At 68.0% G+C, this 17,925-nt stretch carries 18 protein-coding genes; 14 read left to right on the forward strand and 4 right to left on the reverse strand.

Annotated elements, in window-relative coordinates; all coding sequences use genetic code 11:
• The first annotated feature begins 129 nt into the window (after positions 1-129).
• From AAFF32_RS07010 to AAFF32_RS07065, 12 genes are all read left to right on the forward strand, one after another.
• Positions 130-3,972: a hypothetical protein gene (locus AAFF32_RS07010; protein ID WP_342316922.1), complete on the forward strand. Its 3,843-nt coding sequence runs from the start codon at positions 130-132 to the stop codon at positions 3,970-3,972.
• On the forward strand, positions 3,972-4,403 hold the full coding sequence (gspG, locus tag AAFF32_RS07015) for a type II secretion system major pseudopilin GspG (RefSeq protein ID WP_216960727.1): 432 nt from the start codon (positions 3,972-3,974) through the stop codon (positions 4,401-4,403). Before AAFF32_RS07010 ends, gspG begins: the two co-directional genes overlap by 1 nt.
• A gap of 240 nt (positions 4,404-4,643) precedes the next feature.
• Complete coding sequence (locus AAFF32_RS07020; protein WP_342316925.1) at positions 4,644-5,810, forward strand: type II secretion system F family protein; 1,167 nt, start codon at positions 4,644-4,646, stop codon at positions 5,808-5,810.
• On the forward strand, positions 5,807-7,498 hold the full coding sequence (locus tag AAFF32_RS07025) for a GspE/PulE family protein (RefSeq protein ID WP_342316926.1): 1,692 nt from the start codon (positions 5,807-5,809) through the stop codon (positions 7,496-7,498). The genes AAFF32_RS07020 and AAFF32_RS07025 overlap by 4 nt, the downstream gene beginning before the upstream one ends.
• Before the next feature lie 5 nt (positions 7,499-7,503).
• On the forward strand, positions 7,504-8,262 hold the full coding sequence (locus AAFF32_RS07030) for a hypothetical protein (protein ID WP_216960722.1): 759 nt from the start codon (positions 7,504-7,506) through the stop codon (positions 8,260-8,262).
• Positions 8,259-8,774, forward strand: coding sequence for a hypothetical protein (locus AAFF32_RS07035; RefSeq protein ID WP_216960719.1), 516 nt, complete (start codon positions 8,259-8,261; stop codon positions 8,772-8,774). Before AAFF32_RS07030 ends, AAFF32_RS07035 begins: the two co-directional genes overlap by 4 nt.
• Complete coding sequence (locus tag AAFF32_RS07040) at positions 8,762-9,325, forward strand: hypothetical protein (RefSeq protein ID WP_342316927.1); 564 nt, start codon at positions 8,762-8,764, stop codon at positions 9,323-9,325. The genes AAFF32_RS07035 and AAFF32_RS07040 overlap by 13 nt, the downstream gene beginning before the upstream one ends.
• Complete coding sequence (locus AAFF32_RS07045) at positions 9,322-9,816, forward strand: hypothetical protein (protein WP_342316928.1); 495 nt, start codon at positions 9,322-9,324, stop codon at positions 9,814-9,816. The genes AAFF32_RS07040 and AAFF32_RS07045 overlap by 4 nt, the downstream gene beginning before the upstream one ends.
• An 11-nt stretch (positions 9,817-9,827) precedes the next feature.
• Positions 9,828-12,131, forward strand: a complete 2,304-nt coding sequence (locus AAFF32_RS07050) for a secretin N-terminal domain-containing protein (protein ID WP_342316929.1) — start codon at positions 9,828-9,830, stop codon at positions 12,129-12,131.
• Positions 12,128-12,607 (forward strand): type II secretion system protein, encoded by a 480-nt coding sequence (locus AAFF32_RS07055; protein WP_342316930.1) that lies wholly within the window; start codon positions 12,128-12,130, stop codon positions 12,605-12,607. Before AAFF32_RS07050 ends, AAFF32_RS07055 begins: the two co-directional genes overlap by 4 nt.
• Positions 12,608-12,610: 3 nt before the next feature.
• Entirely contained in the window at positions 12,611-12,991 is a 381-nt protein-coding gene (locus AAFF32_RS07060) for a type II secretion system protein (RefSeq protein ID WP_216960705.1), read from the forward strand.
• A 2-nt stretch (positions 12,992-12,993) separates the two neighbouring features.
• Positions 12,994-13,497, forward strand: coding sequence for a hypothetical protein (locus AAFF32_RS07065; protein WP_216960702.1), 504 nt, complete (start codon positions 12,994-12,996; stop codon positions 13,495-13,497).
• Here the strand turns inward: AAFF32_RS07065 and AAFF32_RS07070 are convergent.
• Together AAFF32_RS07070 and AAFF32_RS07075 are read right to left on the reverse strand one after the other, a co-directional pair.
• Entirely contained in the window at positions 13,474-14,268 is a 795-nt protein-coding gene (locus tag AAFF32_RS07070; protein ID WP_216960699.1) for a rhodanese-like domain-containing protein, read from the reverse strand. The two genes, AAFF32_RS07065 and AAFF32_RS07070, sit on opposite strands and share 24 nt — an antisense overlap.
• Before the next feature lie 91 nt (positions 14,269-14,359).
• Entirely contained in the window at positions 14,360-15,247 is an 888-nt protein-coding gene (locus AAFF32_RS07075) for an EamA family transporter (protein WP_216960696.1), read from the reverse strand.
• Positions 15,248-15,455: 208 nt separating this feature from the next.
• Here AAFF32_RS07075 and AAFF32_RS07080 point away from each other — a divergent pair, with 208 nt between their 5' ends.
• Together AAFF32_RS07080 and AAFF32_RS07085 are read left to right on the forward strand one after the other, a co-directional pair.
• Positions 15,456-15,794 (forward strand): DUF5339 family protein, encoded by a 339-nt coding sequence (locus AAFF32_RS07080; RefSeq protein ID WP_216960694.1) that lies wholly within the window; start codon positions 15,456-15,458, stop codon positions 15,792-15,794.
• A gap of 125 nt (positions 15,795-15,919) precedes the next feature.
• A complete protein-coding gene (locus AAFF32_RS07085) occupies positions 15,920-16,687 on the forward strand; it encodes an MBL fold metallo-hydrolase (protein ID WP_216960691.1) in 768 nt (255 codons plus the stop codon).
• Between the two features lie 7 nt (positions 16,688-16,694).
• On the opposite strand, the gene AAFF32_RS07090 is transcribed toward AAFF32_RS07085, so the two are convergent.
• Both AAFF32_RS07090 and AAFF32_RS07095 read right to left on the reverse strand, forming a co-directional pair.
• Positions 16,695-17,198, reverse strand: coding sequence for an Mpo1-like protein (locus tag AAFF32_RS07090; protein WP_216960688.1), 504 nt, complete (start codon positions 17,196-17,198; stop codon positions 16,695-16,697).
• Between the two features lie 100 nt (positions 17,199-17,298).
• Entirely contained in the window at positions 17,299-17,889 is a 591-nt protein-coding gene (locus tag AAFF32_RS07095) for an alpha/beta fold hydrolase (RefSeq protein ID WP_342316931.1), read from the reverse strand.
• Between the last annotated feature and the right edge of the window lie 36 nt (positions 17,890-17,925).

A 17,925-nucleotide genomic window follows, 5' to 3' on the forward strand; every position in this document is an offset into this window, starting at 1 on the left:
GGTGAAGACGGTGTCAGAGGCAACTCGGCGGGATGGAAGCCGAGCAGGGGGAAGGTGGTCTTGGCAAGGCTGCCCTATGCAATCACGGAAGTAGCTGTTCAGGGGAAGGAACACGTGCAGACAACACGGATGGGCGCCTGGGGCGCGTTGGCGTTGTGGCTTGGCCTGCTTGCATGCGCACCCGCGCACGCACAGGAGACCGTATGCGCGCGCGTCAAGATCGAGATCAAGCAGGAGCTGACGCTGGAGCGGCAGGCGTTCGACGCCGAGCTTCGGATCACCAACTCGCTGCCGGTCACGCCGCTGACGGAAGTGCTGGTGGAGGTGAAGGTCACCGAAGAGACCGGGCTTCCCGTGCCGATCACGCAGGACCCCAACGACCTCAGTGCGAAGTTCTTCCTGCGCCAGACGCAGAAGCAGAACATCGACAACACCACCGGCAGCGGACAGGTCGCGGGCGGCACCACGGCGTCGGTGAACTGGATGCTGATCCCGGCGCCCGGTGCGGCCGGGACGACGCCGTTCGGCAAGCGCTACCTGGTGGGCGCGACGTTGCGCTACCGCTTCGGCACCGAGACGCACGTGCTGGAGTTGAACCCGGACGCGATCACGGTCAAGCCGCTGCCGTCGCTGACGCTGGACTACTTCCTGACCCGCGACGTGATCGCGGACGATCCGATGACCGCCGAGATCGAGGCGCCGGAACCGTACACGCTGGGCGTGCGCGTGAAGAACTCGGGCATGGCCGCGGCGAAGGAACTGAAGATCAACTCGGCGCAGCCGCGCATCATCGAGAACGCGCAGGGCCTGCCGATCAGCTTCGTCATCATCGGCAGCTACGTGCAGGACCTGCCGGCAAGCAATTCGCTGCTGATCAACTTCGGCGACATTGCGTCCAGCAGCAGCAAGATGGGCCGCTGGCAGATGGAGAGCAACATCGCCGGCAAGTTCGTCGACTTCACGGCGACTTTCACGCATTCCGACGAACTGGGCGGCGCGCTGACCTCGCTGTTGCAGGCGACCAATGCGCACCTGCTGCTGCGCGACGTGCGCGTGGACCTGCCGGGGCGCGACTTCGTGCGCGACTTCCTGGCGCTCGACGGCACCGCGCTCAAGGTCTACGAGTCGGCCGGTCCGGATAGCGAAGTCACCGACCGTTCCAACGAGGCCGGCCTGGTCGCGGCCGGTGGCGGTTATCGACTGACGCTGCCGCCGACGCAGGGCTTCTTCTACGTGCGCAAGCCGGACCCGTACCGCGGGCAGAAGGCGCTGGGCCCGGTGATGCGCGCCGACGCCAAGGCGATGGCGGTCGAGAACGTGTGGCTGTCGAAGACCAAGAACGCCGATACGAAGCAGTGGGAGTACTGGTTCAACGTGTTCGACGTGAACTCGCCGGGCACCTATGAAGTCGCGTTCAACGAGCTGTCGAGCGATCCCAAGCCGCCGGTGCTGCAGTTCATCCCGGATCGCGTGGTGAAGGAAGGCGATCAGATCGGCTTCCTGGTGGAAGCCTCCAGCCCGATGGGCCGCTCGGTAACGTTGGCGGCCGAACCGTTGCCGACGGGCGCGACCTTCGTCGACCAGGGCGGTGGCCTCGGCATTTTCGACTGGGTTCCGGCCGTGGGGCAGGCGGGCGATTACCTCATCAACTACCTCGCCAGCGACGGCAGTCTGTCGGGCACGCGTTCGGCGAAGATCCGCGTGGAATCGAAAGAACCGCCGCCGGGCCCGGCGATTCCGGTGCTGTTCGCGCCGCTGGCCGGTGCCGAAGTGCCGGCGCTGCGTCCGCAGTTGCAGGTGGTGACGGGCGAGGCGAGCAACGATCCCACGCGCAACGTGCACTTCGAGCTGTACGCCGACGCGGCGATGACCGAGAAGCTCGGCGAAGGCACCGTGGTCGAGAACCCGGTCTCCGGTCAGCCGACCGGCTGGCAGCCGTCCGATGACCTGGACGACAACCGCCACTACTACTGGCGCGCGCGGGCGCTCGCCGAGGGCGACATCAACAGCGCCTGGGTGGAAGGCTCGTTCTTCGTCAATCTGTTCAACGATGCGCCGGACAGCTTCAACCTGACCGCGCCGGCGGCCGGTACGGAAGTCGATGCGCTGACGCCGATCCTGTCGTTGACCAATGCGCAGGACCGCGATGGTGATGCCATCACGTATGCGTTCGAAGTGTTCACCGACGCCACGCTGGCGCAGCGCCACGACGCCGTGGCCGGCCTGGCGCCGGATGCGAGCGGCACGACGTCCTGGACCGTGCAGGTGCCGTTGGCCAACCACGCGACGTACTACTGGCGTGCGATCGCCACCGACGAGCACGGCGCGCAGACGATGACGCCGCTGCGTCCGTTCACCGTGCACACCGGCAATGCGGCGCCGTCCGAGCCGTCGCCGGTCAGCCCGGTCAACGGCGTGGACGTCACCACCGCGGGCAACGCGATGCTGGTGGCCGCCAATGCGAACGACGTCGACGGTGATGCGCTGACCTACCGCTTCGAGATCGACACGGTCAGCACGTTCGATTCCTCCAACCGCCGCGCGTCCGATGCGATCGCCGCCGGCAGCGACGGCACGACGCGCTGGACGGCGTCGGAACTGGTCGAGAACACGCGCTACTTCTGGCGCGTGAAGGCCAGCGACGGTCGCACGGAAAGCGCATGGGCCGGCGGCGAGTTCCGCATGAACGCGGTCAACGAAGCGCCGGGCACGCCGGTGCCGGCCAACCCGGGTGCCGGTGCATGGGTCTCGACCCTGCATCCGACCTTCGAGTCGCATCCCGCGACCGATCCGGACGGCGACCTGCTGCGCTACCGCTTCGAGGTCTATCGCGACAGCGCGTTGCAGGCGCTGGTATCGAGCGGTCTGGTCACCGGCCTGAGCTGGCAGTCCAGCGGCGCGCTGGCGGACAAGGCCACGCATTACTGGCGTGTGCGCGCGGAAGACGCATCCGGTGCCGCGAGTGCGTGGTCGCCGACGATGACGTTGTTCGTCAGCACCGGCACCTACGTCGCGCCGACCATCGCGCTGTCCAAGCCGGCGACGCTGGTCGATGCACGCGACGGCAGCCCGGTGATCGCCTGGGAAGGCAGCGGTCCGGCGATCGAACCGACCGTGGCGTTGTATTACGACGCCGCCGGCTCGGGTTACGCCGGCACGCGGATCGTCGACGGCCTGCGCCAGGACGCAGGTACGCATTCGGGCACCTACGCCTGGAACACCGCGGGCGTGCCGCCGGGCGTGTACTCGATCTACGGCGTGATCTACGACGACAAGGGCATGGGCCGCGCCTATGCGCCGGGCAAGGTGGTGGTGCCGTCGCCGGCGCAGCAGGGCACGATCGTCGCCACGCCGCGAACGAGCATGAACCTGCGCGAAGGCAAGGACACCGGCAGCATCGCGGTGAGCCTGGGGCGTGCGCCGACGGCGGAAGTCACCGTGCCGGTGAGCGTCAACGACGCCAGCGAGGCCTACGTCATGCCGCGCGAGCTGGTGTTCACGCCGGCCAACTGGTCCACGTCGCAGTCGGTGACGGTGGTGGCCGTGCACGACAAGGTGCGCGACGGCGACCAGCCCATCACGGTGACCGTCGGCAAGGCGGTGAGCGTCGATCCGGACTACATCGGCGTCTCGGCCGCGCCCGTGAACGGCACCGTGGTCAACCAGGACTTCGACATCAACATGGGCCTGGCGATCACCAGCTACCAGCTGGTGAGCAAGAAGCGTGACTGGTTGACCGGTTTGTGGACCTACCGCTACCGCCCCGTGTTGACTAACATCGGCCCACGCGTGGGGGGTGTGTTCGCGATCGTGGACAAGGCACCTGGCTTCACAGTGCTCTGGGGGGCACTGACCTACGGCGCGGTCGACCAGAACGAATCGGTGGTCAGCAGCCAGGACATCATCCTGGTCGGCCAGACCGATCTGGGCAGCCAGCAGCCGCCGTTGTCGTGGATCTTGAGGGGATGGTGATGGGCAAGGGAATGCGCCGTGCAGCGGCGGGCTTCACGCTGCTGGAACTGCTGGTAGTGGTGGTGATCATCGGCGTGCTGGTGGCCTATGTCGCGCCGCGCTACTTCCAGCAGATCGGCAAGTCCGAGCGCACCGCTGCGCTCGGGCAGATCGATGCGCTGCGCAAGGCGATCGACGCCTACTGGCTCGATACGGGCCACTTCCCATCATCGGAGCTGGGCCTGTCGTCGCTGACGACGCGTCCGGAAGGCGAGAAGAAGTGGAACGGTCCTTACCTGCAAGGCCGCGTGCCGCCCGATCCGTGGGGGAATGCGTACGTGTACCGCGTGCCGGGCACGTCGGGGGACTACGACCTGTTTTCGTACGGCAAGGACGGACGACCGGGCGGCGAAGGCGATGACGCCGACATCGGTGTCGATAGCGAAGGCTAAGGGAAGGCCAACCACAACAAGAGCAAGGGGAAACGTGGGTCGCGACAACGGCGATGGGGATGCCGGACGCGGATCACGGGAATGACGGAACGGGGGGAACCATCGTTGCGCGGGTACAGGCACGGCATCCGGCGGGCCCGCCGTGATGCGTGCCATGGCACGCGCGGCGGTGGTCGCCAGGCAGGGGCATAGGCGTCCGAAGGACGCGCCAATGAAGGTCGGTTCGTGAAGCATCGGGTGTTGGTTTCCATCGCTGGGCAGTCGCAGTGGCTGGACGTGGAGGCGGATTCGATCGGCGCCGCCACCGCCAAGGCGCTGCGCATGGGCGGGCGCGTGTTGCGCATCGAGCCGGTGATGGAACGGCGTGCACCGGCGCGGGTGTCGTATTCCCCCACGGTCTTCCTGCAGGAACTGCTGACGCTGTTGCGCGCGGGCCTCAACGTGGTCGAGGCCATGGAGGCACTGGAACGCAAGGAAGCCAACGCCGGCTTCCGGCAGGTGCTGGGCCGTCTGCTCGGCGGCCTGCGCGAAGGCGTCCCGCTGTCGCAGGCGATGGCGCGCGAAGGCCTGTTGTTCCCGCCGGTGCTGATCGCCGGCGTCGCGGCCAGCGAAACCAGCGGCGGTCTGGCGGACACGCTGGACCGCTATCTCGCCTACGACGCCAAGATCAACCAGATCAAGCGCAAGGTCGCGGCCAGCGCCATCTATCCGCTGCTGCTGATGGGCGTCGGCGGCGCGGTGGTCCTGTTCCTGGTCGCCTACGTGCTGCCCAAGTTCAGCGTGATCCTGGAGGGCAGCGGGCGTCCGGCCGGCGGCGCGACGGCCGTGCTGCTGCGGGTGGGCGAGTTCATCCAGCAACACCCGGTGCTGTCGGGTGCATTGCTGGCCGCCGCCGCCGCGGGCTGCGCGTGGCTGGTGGCGACCGAGCGCGGACGTCGCGCGGCGCTGGCGCAGGCGACGCGCGTTCCGGTCCTGTCCGACATCTTCGTCACCATGGGCCTGTCGCGCCTGTACCGCACGCTGGCGCTGCTGCTCGACAGCGGCATCCCGCTCGTGCAGGCGATGGACATGGCGCGCGGCATCGTTACGCCTGCGCAGTCGGACGAACTCGCGCTGGCCATCACGCGACTGCGCGCGGGCCAGATGTTCACCGAATCCCTGGCCGGCACCAGCCTGATACCGCCGATCGCCGAAAGCCTGCTGCGCGTGGGCGAGCGCGGCGGCGCGCTGGCGGAGATGAGCGGCAAGCTCGCCAACTTCCTGGACATCGCGCTGGACCGCAAGGTCGATACCTTCTCGCGTCTGTTCGAACCGTTGCTGATGTCGGTCATCGGCCTGGTGATCGGCGCGATCGTGCTGATGATGTATTCGCCGATCTTCGATCTGGTGGGGAGCGTGGGCCGGTGAACGTGGACGTCACTCCGCCGCGGCCGGAACTGCGCGTCGACCAGGTGCGCGACGTGCGCACGCGCGCGCTGACGGCCGGGCAGTCGTGGCTGCCGATGCTGCAGGACGAACTCGCGCTGGACGCTGCGATGTTCACCGTGCTGCTGGGCGAGTTGTCCGGCGTCGAGCCGATGCCGTCCGTGGAGTTGTACGCGGCCACGCCGGACTTCGACGTCGCCGCCTACGTGGAATGCGCGCGTCGCGATTGCGTGGTGCTGCGCGATCCGCAGCGCGGGCTGAGCCTGGTGCTGGCCGATCCGTTCGCGGAAGACACCGTGCAATGGGCGCAGTCCGCGATCCGCGAGCCTTGCGCCCTGCGGCTGGCGCATCTGGACGAACTGCGCGCGTACTTGGCCCAGGCCGAGCAGACGGTGCGTGCGACCGAAGGCAGCGTCGGCGGCCTGGGCACCGTCGATGCCGTCGGCGAAGACGAGCTGCTGTCGCTGGAGAAGATCGAGGCCGACGCCAGCCCGGTCGTGCGCGTGGTCAGCTCCATCCTGTACGACGCGCTCAAACAGGAAGCTTCGGACATCCACCTCAAGTCCACGCCCGTGGGCATGAGCGTGAAGTTCCGCATCGACGGCGTGCTGGTGCCGGTGTCGGACGTCAGCGGCGCGGACACCGCGCAGCGGATCATTTCGCGCATCAAGGTGATGTCCGAGCTCGACATCGCCGAGCGGCGCGTGCCGCAGGACGGCCGCTTCCGCGTCAAGGTGCGCGACGGGCAGGTGGACTTCCGTGTGTCGATCATGCCCAGCATCCACGGCGAGGACGCCGTGCTGCGTCTGCTCGACCGCAGCACGCTGACGGGCAGTCGCGACCAGATGCTGCAGCTGGCCGACCTGGACCTGGCGCCCGATGCGCTTTCGACGCTGCGCAGGCTGGTCGCCCAGCCCTACGGCATGGTGCTGGTGACCGGCCCGACCGGCTCGGGCAAGACCACCACGCTGTACGCCGCCATCGACGAGATCAACAGCGGCCACGAGAACATCATCACCATCGAAGACCCGGTGGAGTACCAGCTGCCGGGCGTGCTGCAGATTCCGGTCAACGAGAAGAAGGGACTGACGTTCGCGCGCGGTCTGCGTTCGATCCTGCGTCACGACCCGGACAAAATCATGGTGGGCGAGATCCGCGACGAGGACACGGCGCAGATCGCCGTGCAGGCGGCGCTGACCGGCCACCTGGTGCTCACCACCGTGCATGCGAACAACGTGTTCGACGTGGTCGGGCGACTGCTGCACATGGGCGTGGACCCGTACAGCATGGCGTCCGCGCTGGTGGGCGTGTGGGCGCAGCGCCTGCTGCGCGTGAACTGCACCGAGTGCGCGCACGCCTATCAGCCCGATGCGGAAACGCTGGCGATGTCCGGGCTGGACGCCGGCGAACTGGTCGGCAAGCCGTTGCGCTGCGGGCGCGGCTGCGGCCATTGCCGTGGCACCGGTTACAAGGGCCGCCGCGTGGTCGCCGAGTACCTGGTGATGAACGACACGCTGCGCGAGCTGGTGGCCACCAAGGCGCCCGTGACCGCATTGCGCGCGGCCGCAGCGCGACAAGGCGGCGGAAGTCTGCGTGCGGTCGCGCTGGATCTGTTCTTCCGGGGCGACACCACCCTGGCCGAAGTCAACCGCGTCACCTTCGCGGAGTAATCGTCGTGCCAAGCCCTCCCATCCACCTCTACGTCGCCAGCACCACGTGGGTCGCCCTGCGACCCGGCGACGCGGGCGGCGCGATCGCCGGCGAGCACGGCGGTGGCGAACCCGATGCGGCGGAGTGGGCGCGCATCGTGCAGACGCTGTCAACGCACTTCAAGGCGATCGGCACGGTGCGCCTGGTGCTGTCGGCGCGGCTGTGCCGCTTCCTCGTCGCGCCGTGGGTGTCGGACTGTTTCACCGGCGCGTCGATCCGCGCATCGGTGATGGCGATGTTCGCCGGACACGAAGTAAGCGACACCTCGCACCACGTCGAGATCGACTGGCCCGCTTACGGGCAGCCGGTGCCCGCGGTCGCCTATCCGCGCGCGCTGGTCGAAACCGTGCGCAACGCGCTGCAGACCGGCGGCGGCCGCGTGCAGTCCACGGTCGCCAGCGTGGTGCCGGTGCTGCGGCGCTACGGTGGCACGCTCGCATCGACGGCGAGCGCGCTGCTCGCATATGCCGAGGACGACGGCATCACCGGCATCACCCTGGAGCGGGGCCGGCTGGTGCAGGTGGAAACCCTGTCCGCGCAGGGGCACGGGCTGGCTGATGCGACGCTGTGGCTGTCGCGCAAGCGTTTCGCGTTTGCCGACGACAACGCGTTGCATTGGCTGGGTTCGGCCGCGCCGCCGGACGCGTTCGCCGGCACGCTGTTGCCCGTTCAAGGCGATGCGCCGGCATCGGCCGGTCATGCACTGGTGGCCGCATGCGCATGAGTCTTCTGCCGCGGATCGAATGGCGCCTGGGGGCGCAGCGGCCGGGTGCCCTGGCGTGCGCTCTGCTCGCATGCGTCGTGCTGACAATCGGCGTGCTCGCTTATGCGCGCTCCGGCGTGGACGCACGATTGCAGCATCGCGAACGGCAACTGGACAAAGCGATGCAGCGCCGCCCGGCGGCGACTCCGCGTCGCGCTCCGCCGAGCGAACAGCGCAGTGCGACACAGGTGCGTCAGCTCCAGTCGCAGATCGCGCTGCTCAATCGCGACTGGGTGAAGCTGCTGCAGGAGATCGTTCCCGCCAAGGGCGCGGTGCGCCTGCTGGGCGTGGACGTCAACGCAACCACCGCCGCGATCCGCATCACCGGACATGCCGGCGATTCGGCCGAAGCGAACGCCTACGCGGAGGCATTGCAGGCGCGCGGGCACGGGCTGCACGACGTGCGGCTGCTGTTGCTGGAGCGCAAGAACGGCGGCATCCATTTCGAAGTGAGCGCGCGATGGGCGCAGTAGACCCGCGGAAACTGGTGTGGGCGCTCAACCGTGGCTACCTTCGCCAGGGTGCGGTGTTCGTGTTGGCGGTGGCCGGAGCCGTCGTCGCGCTGGGCCTGATGCTCTCGCTCGCGCTGGACGCCCTGCGTTTGCACCGTACCGAGCAGGCCCTGAGCGCACGCCTGGAAGCGCTTCGCGCCGCACCGCAAGCGATCGCCCAGCAGGCTCCCGACGATGCCCTGCCGTTGCCGGAGCTCTCGCAGCGTTTCCACATCAACCGCCGCATCCTCGATGCCCTCAGCTCGGCGGCAGTGGCGCCGGAGCAGATCCGCTTCAAGTTCGAGAACGTCGACGACGCGGGCTTCGTGCGGCAGACGGCGGTGTTCACGCTCAAGGCGCCGTGGAGCGAGATCGCCAAGGCGCTGGCGGCATTGCAGGCCTCGGACCGCTCGCTCTACATCGCCCGACTGCGCCTGGAACGCGAGCAGCCCGGCGATCCGCTGGTCACCGCGGAGCTGCAGGTCGCCGTCGCGCTGACCACGCCGGCAAGCGAGGGAGATCAGGCGCCGTGAAGCGCTACTTCCGGCCAATGGCGTATTCGTCGATCGTCGTCCTGGCGGCGCTGGCGCTGTTCGGCGGCGAGTCGCCGGCCGACACCACGACGGTGGAAGCGGCGCCGGTGCGCACGACGACGGCCCCGATCGCGCGCGCGCAACGCAAGTCCGAACTGCCCACGGTGCAGGAGCGCGAGAGCGATGCGTTCCCCGCTGCGTTGTTCGCGGATGACGCCGCGCCGCCGACACCCGTTCCCGCGCCAGCTGCGCCTGCGGCCCCCGTTGCCGCCGCGCCGGCCGACCTGAAAGTGCTGGGCTGGATGCAGTCCGGGTCGGTGCCCCACGTGTTCGTGGAATGGAACGACACCAGCTACACGCTCAAGCGCACCGAGATGGTCGAAGACCTGTACCGCTTCGACGAGATCGGCGGCGGCTTCGCCAACTTCACCTATATGCCCACGGGGGAATCGCGGCGCTATGCCGTGAGCGACCCCGCGCTGCTGGAATGATCGAGGTAAGGATGCACACACGTTATGCGCGTCGCGCGCGGGGAATGCTGGTGCTGGCGGCCGCCGTGCTGCTGGCCGGCTGTGGCGCGGCGGGACAGTTCCGCAAGGCCGACCGCTTGTTCGAGGACGGCGACTACGTGCAGGCGGTCGCCCAGTACGAGGCCGTCTCCGCGGCCAGTCCCCACGATGTGCGCTACCGCCAGCAGTATCTGTTCAAGAAGCGCCTTGCCCTGGAGACCCTGTTCCGCGACGGCGAGCGCGCGCGCCAGCAGGGCAATTTCGCGCAGGCCGAGGGCGCGTATCAGACCATCCTGCAGATCGAGCCCGGCAACAGCGCGGCGCAGGAATGGCTGCGTCGCCTGGCGGCGATGCGTCGGCACAACGAAGAGTTGATGAAGATCGACGAGCTGATTGCCGCCGGTGAGCCGGACCAGGCCGAGGAGCGCGTGCGCGACGTGCTGGCCGAAGCGCCGGACAACCTGCGCGCGCAGAACAGCCTGGACCGCATCCGCACCGCGGTGGCGAGCAAGAAGGCCCGGGAGGACACCCTCGGCGAGCAGTTCCGCAAGCCCGTCACGCTCGAGTTCCGCGATGTGCCGGTGAAGACCGCGTTCGAAGTGCTGTCCAACGCGTCGGGCATCAACTTCGTCTACGACCAGGACATCCGCCCGGACCTGAAAGTCACCGTGTTCCTGCGCAAGACGCCGCTGGACGAGGCCATCCGCATGATCGGCCTGTCGACGAACCTGGAAACGCGGCCGCTCAACAACAACTCGGTGATGGTCTTTCCGCGCACGCCGCAGAAGATCAGCGATTACCGCCAGCTCAACATCCGCACGTTCTACCTGGCCAACGCGCAGGCCAAGACCGTGGCGGAAACGCTCAAGACCATCCTCAAGAGCGAGAACCTCGTCGTCGACGAGAAGCTCAACATGCTGGTGATGCGCGACAGCCCGGACGCCATCCGCCTGGCCGAACGCCTGGTCGCACTGCAGGACATCGGCGAACCGGAGGTGGTGCTCGATGTGGAAGTGCTGGAGGTCAAGCGCTCCTCGCTGCTCGACATGGGCATCAGCCTGCCGGACGAGATCGCCTTCTCCGTGGTCGGGCCGGGGCAGACCAGCACCGCATTGCCGATCAGCCAGCTGCGCAACCTCAACTCCGATTCGATCTTCGCCACCGTGCCCAATGCCACGGTGAAGCTGCACGACGAGCGCTCGGACGCGAAGATCCTCGCCAATCCGAAGATCCGCGTGAAGAGCAAGGAGAAGGCGAGCATCCTCATCGGCGACAAGGTGCCGGTGATCACCTCCACGTCCACTTCGACGGGCTTCGTGTCGGAAACGGTCAACTACGTGGACGTGGGCCTGAAGCTCGAAGTGGAGCCCGCCGTCTACGCAGGCGACGAGGTTTCGATCAAGGTGAGCCTGGAGGTCAGCAACCTGGTGCGCGAGATCGTGACCAAGTCGGGCACGCTGTCCTATCAGATCGGTACGCGCAACGCGCAGACCGTGCTGCGCCTGAAGGACGGCGAGATGCAGATCCTCGCCGGCCTGATCAACAAGGAGGATCGACAGGTCGCCAACGGCTGGCCGTTCATCTCGCGCTTCCCGATCCTTAACCGCATCTTCGGCACGCAGAAGGACGACGTCCAGAACACGGAGATCGTGCTGTCGATCCGGCCGCGCCTGGTCCGTGGCGTGCGTCATGCCGGGCTGGACGAGATGGAGTTCGAGAGCGGCACGGCTTCGTACCTGCGTGGCCGCAATGGCGCGCCGCCGGCCGAGCCGGAAGTCCAGGCGCCTGCCGCGACGGCGCCGACCGGCGCGGGCGCGGCGTCACCGGGCGCCGCCGTTCCGTCGGCGCTGCCGTCCGATGCGCCTGCGCAGGCGCAGCCCTTGCCGCCTTCGTCCAACGTCCTGCTGGACTGGGCCGTGCCCGGCGAGGTGCGCGCCGGCGAACAGTTCACGGCGGTGCTCAACATCAGCGCGTTGAAGGCGATCGAGCAGCTCCCCGTGCTGATCGGTTTCGATCCCAAGGTGCTGCAGGTGGTCGGCATCGAGGAAGGCATGTTCATGTCGCAGGGCGGCGGCCAGAGCACGCTGACGCAGCAGGTGAACCTGTCGGACGGAAAGATCGTCGCCACCGCGACGCGCCAGGGCACGGCGGTGTCGGGCCAGGGCACGCTGCTGCAGATCAACTTCCGCGCGTTGGCCGCGGCCGACCGCACCGACGTGCGCGTGCTGTCGGCCACGCCCGCGCCGGAGCAGGTGGGGCCCGCGCGCACCGCCAGCGTCGCGATCAAGGTCCGATGAGCCGGCGCCGCACCGCGGGTTTCAGCTTCATCGAACTGATGGCGTCGCTCGCCATCATGGCGGTGCTGCTGCTCATCGCGGTGCCGGCGGCGCGCATGGCGACGCAGCGCTACCGCGAGGCCGAGCTGCGCACCGCGCTGGCGCAGATCCGCGGTGCGATCGATCGCTACAAGCGCGCGGCCGAGCAGGGCAGGGTCGAGGTCGAAAGCGGCGCCAGCGGCTATCCGCCGGACCTCACGGTGCTGGTGGAAGGCGTGGAGGACGTGAGCACGCCGGAGCGCAAACAGCTGTACTTCCTGCGGCGTTTGCCGCGCGACCCGTTCTACGCGGGAAGCGAAGCATCGCCGGAGGACACCTGGGGCCTGCGCAGTTACGACAGTCCTCCCGACGATCCGGCTCCCGGCGATGACGTGTTCGACGTGCACAGTCTTTCCGACGGCGTCGGTCTCAACGGTGTTGCCTACAAGGACTGGTGAGCGATGGATGCTTCGCGTCGACGTGGATTCAGCCTGATCGAACTGCTGGTGGTGATGGCGATCATCGCCGCGCTGGTGACGATTGCCATGCCGCGCTACCAGGCGTCGGTGCAGACGGCCCGCCTGACCGCGCTCAAGGAAAACCTGCGCATCCTGCGCGCGAGCCTGGACCGGTATTACGAGGACAAGGGCGTCTATCCCGAATCGCTGCAGGCGTTGGTGGAAGCCAATTACCTCAAGGGCGTGCCGATGGATCCGGTCAGCGAAAGCGCGCAGAGCTGGGTGCTGGTGGACGATCCCGAAGGCGAGGTCGATGGCATCGTCGACGTCCGCAGCGGTGCGCAGGGCGCAACGCCCGATGGCGTGGCTTACGCGGAACTGTGACCGTGCGACGGCAGTCGGGATTCGCCTACCTGTTCCTGCTGTTCCTGCTGGCGTTGATGGCGGTCTCGGCGCTGGCGCTGGCAAGCATCCAGCACATCGACCGGGTCCGTTCCAACGAGGCCGAGCTGCTGCGCATCGGCGACGAGTTCAGGCGCGCGATCATCCGCTATCGCGATGCCGGGATGCCGCGTGCTTATCCGCGCACGCTCGAAGAGTTGTTGCTCGACCGTCGCATGGGCCGCAACCAGCGCCACCTGCGCAAGATCTACGCCGACCCCCTGACCGGCAAGGCGGAGTGGGGCCTGGTGCTGGAGCAGGGGGCCATCGTGGGCGTCCACTCGTTGTCCGAACGCGTCCCGCTGAAGGTCTCCGGCTTCGATCCGGATGACGCGGACTTCGAGAACGCGCTGCGTTACGCCGACTGGGTGTTCAGGGCGAGTCCCGTCCCGGCCGAAATGCGCCTGCCGGGCCGGCCGCCGTCATCACAGCGCGCTGCAGGCGGTTGACTGCGCGGGACCGGCGGTCCGCTTCTGGTCCTGGCGCAGGTGCGTATGGATCAGGGCGACGAGTCGATCGCGGTCGCCGGTCCAGTACAGCACCGGCCCGCCTTTGCCATCCAGTGACGCTTCCAGCCGTGCGCTCGGGATGAAGGTGTCCGCGATCAGGACCTTCCTTCCGGTCGAGCCTTTGGTGGCCTGCCGGATCCGGTGTTCGGACAGCACCGGGGCATAGCCGTCGCTCAGCGCGACCGCGGAAACGTTGCGGTCCGACAGCGCGGCCGATACTTCCGCATCGGACAGGCGGCTCACTTCCAGTCGTTCCGCACGACGCTGCACCTGCGCCCACGCGGCGATGCCGCCGTCGATGATCCTGAAATTCTTCAGGCCTTCATCGCGCAGGCGCTTGCACAGCAGGAAGGCGTCGGAGCGGAACTTGCCGCCGTCGTAAAGCACGACCGCGCCGGGACGGTCGCGAAGCAGGCGGGACACTTCGGCCACGCTGGCGTGTTGCGCGTCGGGGATGTGGAAGGACGCGTAGTCGCTCCGGCTGCGCAGGTCATAAAGCACCGGCTTCGCGCCAAGCGCGCGCGCATCGATCAGGCAGGTTCGGTCCTCGGGCGCCAGCGGTGCCTGCGATGGCGATGCAGGTGCCTGCGCGGCCGCCAGCGGGCAGGTGGTGGCCGCGATTGCCGACGTCGGCAACGCGAGTGCGAAGGCGAGGGTGCACAGCGTGGCCGCAAGAAGCGGGCCTTTGCGGTGTCGAGCGGGTCCAGTCATTGGCGTGCGATATCGGTTCCGTCCTTGAAGCGGATTCTACGTGCCGTCGGTGCGGATGCGCGCTCGGCGCATCGCCGCTCCCGCAAGCGCGTTAGATCTCTTCCGCCGCCGGCGCGGGCCGCTGGCGGCGCAGTGCGCGCAGTGCGATCAGCAGCACGCCGCCCAGCACCATCACGCCGCCCAGCAACAGCCGCGGGCCGGGCCGGTCGCCCCAGAACGCGATGCCGAGCCCGATCGCCAGTACCGGCACCAGCAGCAGCCACGGCGTGACCTGTGCGACCGGGTAACGCTGCACCAGCACGTAGTACAGACCGTGCCCGAGCAGCGAGGACACGAACGCGGCGTAAGCCGCGCCCGTCCACGCGACCCAGCTCACCTCCGGCAATCGCGCCAGCGCGCCCGGCTCCAGCCAGGCACTGATCGCCAGCAACGGCAGCACGCTGAACACCGCCGTCCAGCCCTGCTGGCTGTAGACGTCCATGTCGCGCAGGCCCTTCATCAGCACCGTGCCGATGGCCAGGAACGCCGCCGACACCAGCATCAGCAGCAGCGACATCGGATGGTCGAGCACCATCGGATCGAACCCCAGCACCAGCACGCCGGCGAAGCTGATCGCGATCGCCAATCCCGTGCGCCATGCGAAGCGCTCGCCCAGCCACCACCACGCCAGCAGCGTGGTCATCGGCACGTAGCTCTGCATGACGATCGCGGGCGAGGAGAGGTCGCCGGCCAGCTTCAGCGCGGTGAAGCTCAACCCGAAATGCAGCACGCCGATGCACAGGCACACCGCCAGCAGGCGCGGCCACTGCCCCGGCGCCGGTCGCTTGACCAGCCACATGAGCGGCAGCGCGAGCAGCGCGAAACGCAGCGCGGTGAACAGGAACGGCGGGATCTCGCGCATCGCCAGCGCGGAGGTGAGGAAGTTCACCGCCCAGGACAGGACGACGATGAGGACCAGGATGAGATCGCGGGCGGGCATGGGGGGCTGGGGAGGTGCGCCGACGGAGGTTCGTGCGGCGGGGGAGAGCGCTTTCGCGCTGCGAGTATTTCAGCTTCGCATGCGGAATTTCCAGACGACTCTGATGGAGGGGCGGGGCGGGCACGCACAGCCTGTGAAGCGGGTCGTCTGCGCCGTCGTTCGACGCCACGCAGGCGGTCCTGCATTTCCATCACTCCCGGGAGAATGCATGAAGCACCTGCTGATCACCTTGATGTGCGGCCTCGCGCTGACCGCCTGCGCGAAGAAGGAAGACACCAACGCCGCCAACCCCACCGCCACGCCTGCCCCCGCAGCCGCTGCACCCGCCAACACCGGCCTGCCCGCCGAGTGCGAGGACTACATCAACCGCGTGAAGGCCTGCGTGGCCAAGTCGGGTGGCGAGGCGGCGGCGGCCCAGTTCCAGCAGATGCTGGACCAGTCGAAGGCGCAGTGGGAAGCCACGCCCGACAAGGCCAGCCTGGTCCCGTCGTGCAAGGCCGCGAACGACCAGTTCGCGCAAACCGCCGCGATGCTCAAGTGCGAGTGACCCGCTGACGGGCATGCCGGAGCGGCGCCTGCTGCTCCGGCATCGCACGCGTTTGGCGAGAATTGATCCACCTCAAACCTTCGGTTCCGGCCGTCATTAGAGTCCCGTTGTTTTTGGGGGGCGCGATGGCGACCATTCTTTTCGACCAGCCCGGCCACCGTTGCATCGCCTTCAGCGATCTGGTGCGCGGCGACGACGGCGTACAGGCCAACCAGTTCCTGATCCAGCACGGCGCCCACAACGCGCTTCTGGATCCCGGCGGTGCGCTGCTCTACAACCCCCTGATCCTGGCGATGGGCGAGTTCGTCGCGCCGACCGATGTGACCTGGTTGCTGTGTTCCCATCAGGACCCGGACATCATCGGTTCGGTCGACAAGTGGCTGCTCTACACCAACACCACCGTGGTGTGCTCGAAGCTGTGGGGCCGTTTCGTGCCGCACGTGGTGCCGGGCTACCTTCGCAATACCGGAAGCGACCGCTACCTGCTGCTGCCCGACGAAGGCGGTCGCATCCCGATGGGCGACAGCTTCGTGCGCGCGTTGCCGGCGCACTTCATGCATTCGGTGGGGAATTTCAGCTTCTTCGATCCGATCAGCCGGATCCTGTTTTCAGGCGACGTCGGCGCCTCGATGGTGCCCAGCCGCACGCCGTATGCGTTCGTCACCGACTTCCACGCGCACGTGCCGCGCATGGAAGGCTTCCATCGGCGCTACATGGCGTCCAATCGCGTCACGCGCCTGTGGGCGCGGATGGTGCGCGAACTTGCGCCTGCGATGATCGTGCCGCAGCACGGGCTGCCGATGCGCGGCGAGGAAATGGCGAGCTTCCTCGACTGGCTCGAAGGCCTGGAGTGCGGCGTGGACCTCGTCGGGCCGGCGGACTACCGGCTCTGACCTGGCCTCAGTAGCGGATGCCGGCCTTGCGCAGCAGCTTGGACAGCACCCACGCCGGACCGATGAGCAGATAGGTCAGGTCGGTGAGGAAGCTGGGGCGCTTGTTCTCGAAGCGCTTGCTGTGGCCGATGAACTGTCCGATCCACGCCACCACGAACACGCCGACGGCCAACCACAGCAGCGTCGCGGTGCCGAAGCTGTCGTGGATCCACTTGGTGAGCAGGCCCATCAGCACGTACATCACCAGCATGGCCAGGCCGAGCATGCGCGAGGCGCGGTAGTAGAACAGTACGGTGGCCAGCATCGCCGCGCCGGCCCAGAAGCCGGCGCTGAACCACGTGCCCGGTGCGGGGATGCACCACAGCAGCGCGATCACGCTCCACAGGATCGCGGGCACGCAGATCACATGGATCATCTGGTTGGTGGCATTGCGATGGTCGGCCGAGTAGTGGGCGAACCAGCGGTCGATGGGGCGTTCGACGGACGAGTGCGATTCGGTGGCGGTGTTCATGGCGACCCCTCCCAAGGCCCATGGACGTCCGCGCTCAGTGCGCGGAGGACTTTGAGAATAACGGGATTCCGGCCGCTCCCGCCATCGAGGGGATCGGCGGTCAGTCCGGAGAGGTCGCGAAGCGTTCCAGCGTTTCCAGGACCTGGGGGAGCTGGGTGAAGCCGTCCCGGTCGAGGAAGTGGCCGCCGCCGGCCACCATCGCGACCGTTGTATCCAGCGCGACGGCCAGGTCGCGCGACGCTGCCGGCGCCACGATGGTGTCGTTGTCCGAGAAGATCGACGCCCGATGCCCGGCACGGCGCCGGACTTGGAGATGATCCAGCGGGCTGTCGGTGAAAGCCGAGAGTTCCGGCAGCGTGTCCAGCGTGCGCTCGAAGCCCGACACCAGCACGATGCCGCCCGCCTGCGTGCGCTCGGGCAGCGCCAGCAGATGCCGCAGCACCGCGATGCACCCGAGGCTGTGGCCCACCAGGAAGGTGTCGTTGTCCACGATGGGCGCCACCGCGCGCAGTGCCGCCGTCCACGCGGTGGGCTCGGGCGCCAGCGGGGCCGGCATCGCCGGTACATCGACCCGCGCGCCCGCGGCGACCAAGGTATCGGCGAGCCAGGGGAACCAGTTGGCTGCAGGCGATGCGGTGTAGCCGTGAACGATCACGACGTGCTTGCCGGCAAAGGGATGCGAGGCGTGCATCCGTGAATCGCTCGGCGTAGACCTGTCAGGGTCCGC

Origin of the sequence: Lysobacter sp. FW306-1B-D06B, from assembly GCF_038446665.1 — a bacterium.
Classification (GTDB): Bacteria; Pseudomonadota; Gammaproteobacteria; order Xanthomonadales; family Xanthomonadaceae; genus Lysobacter_J.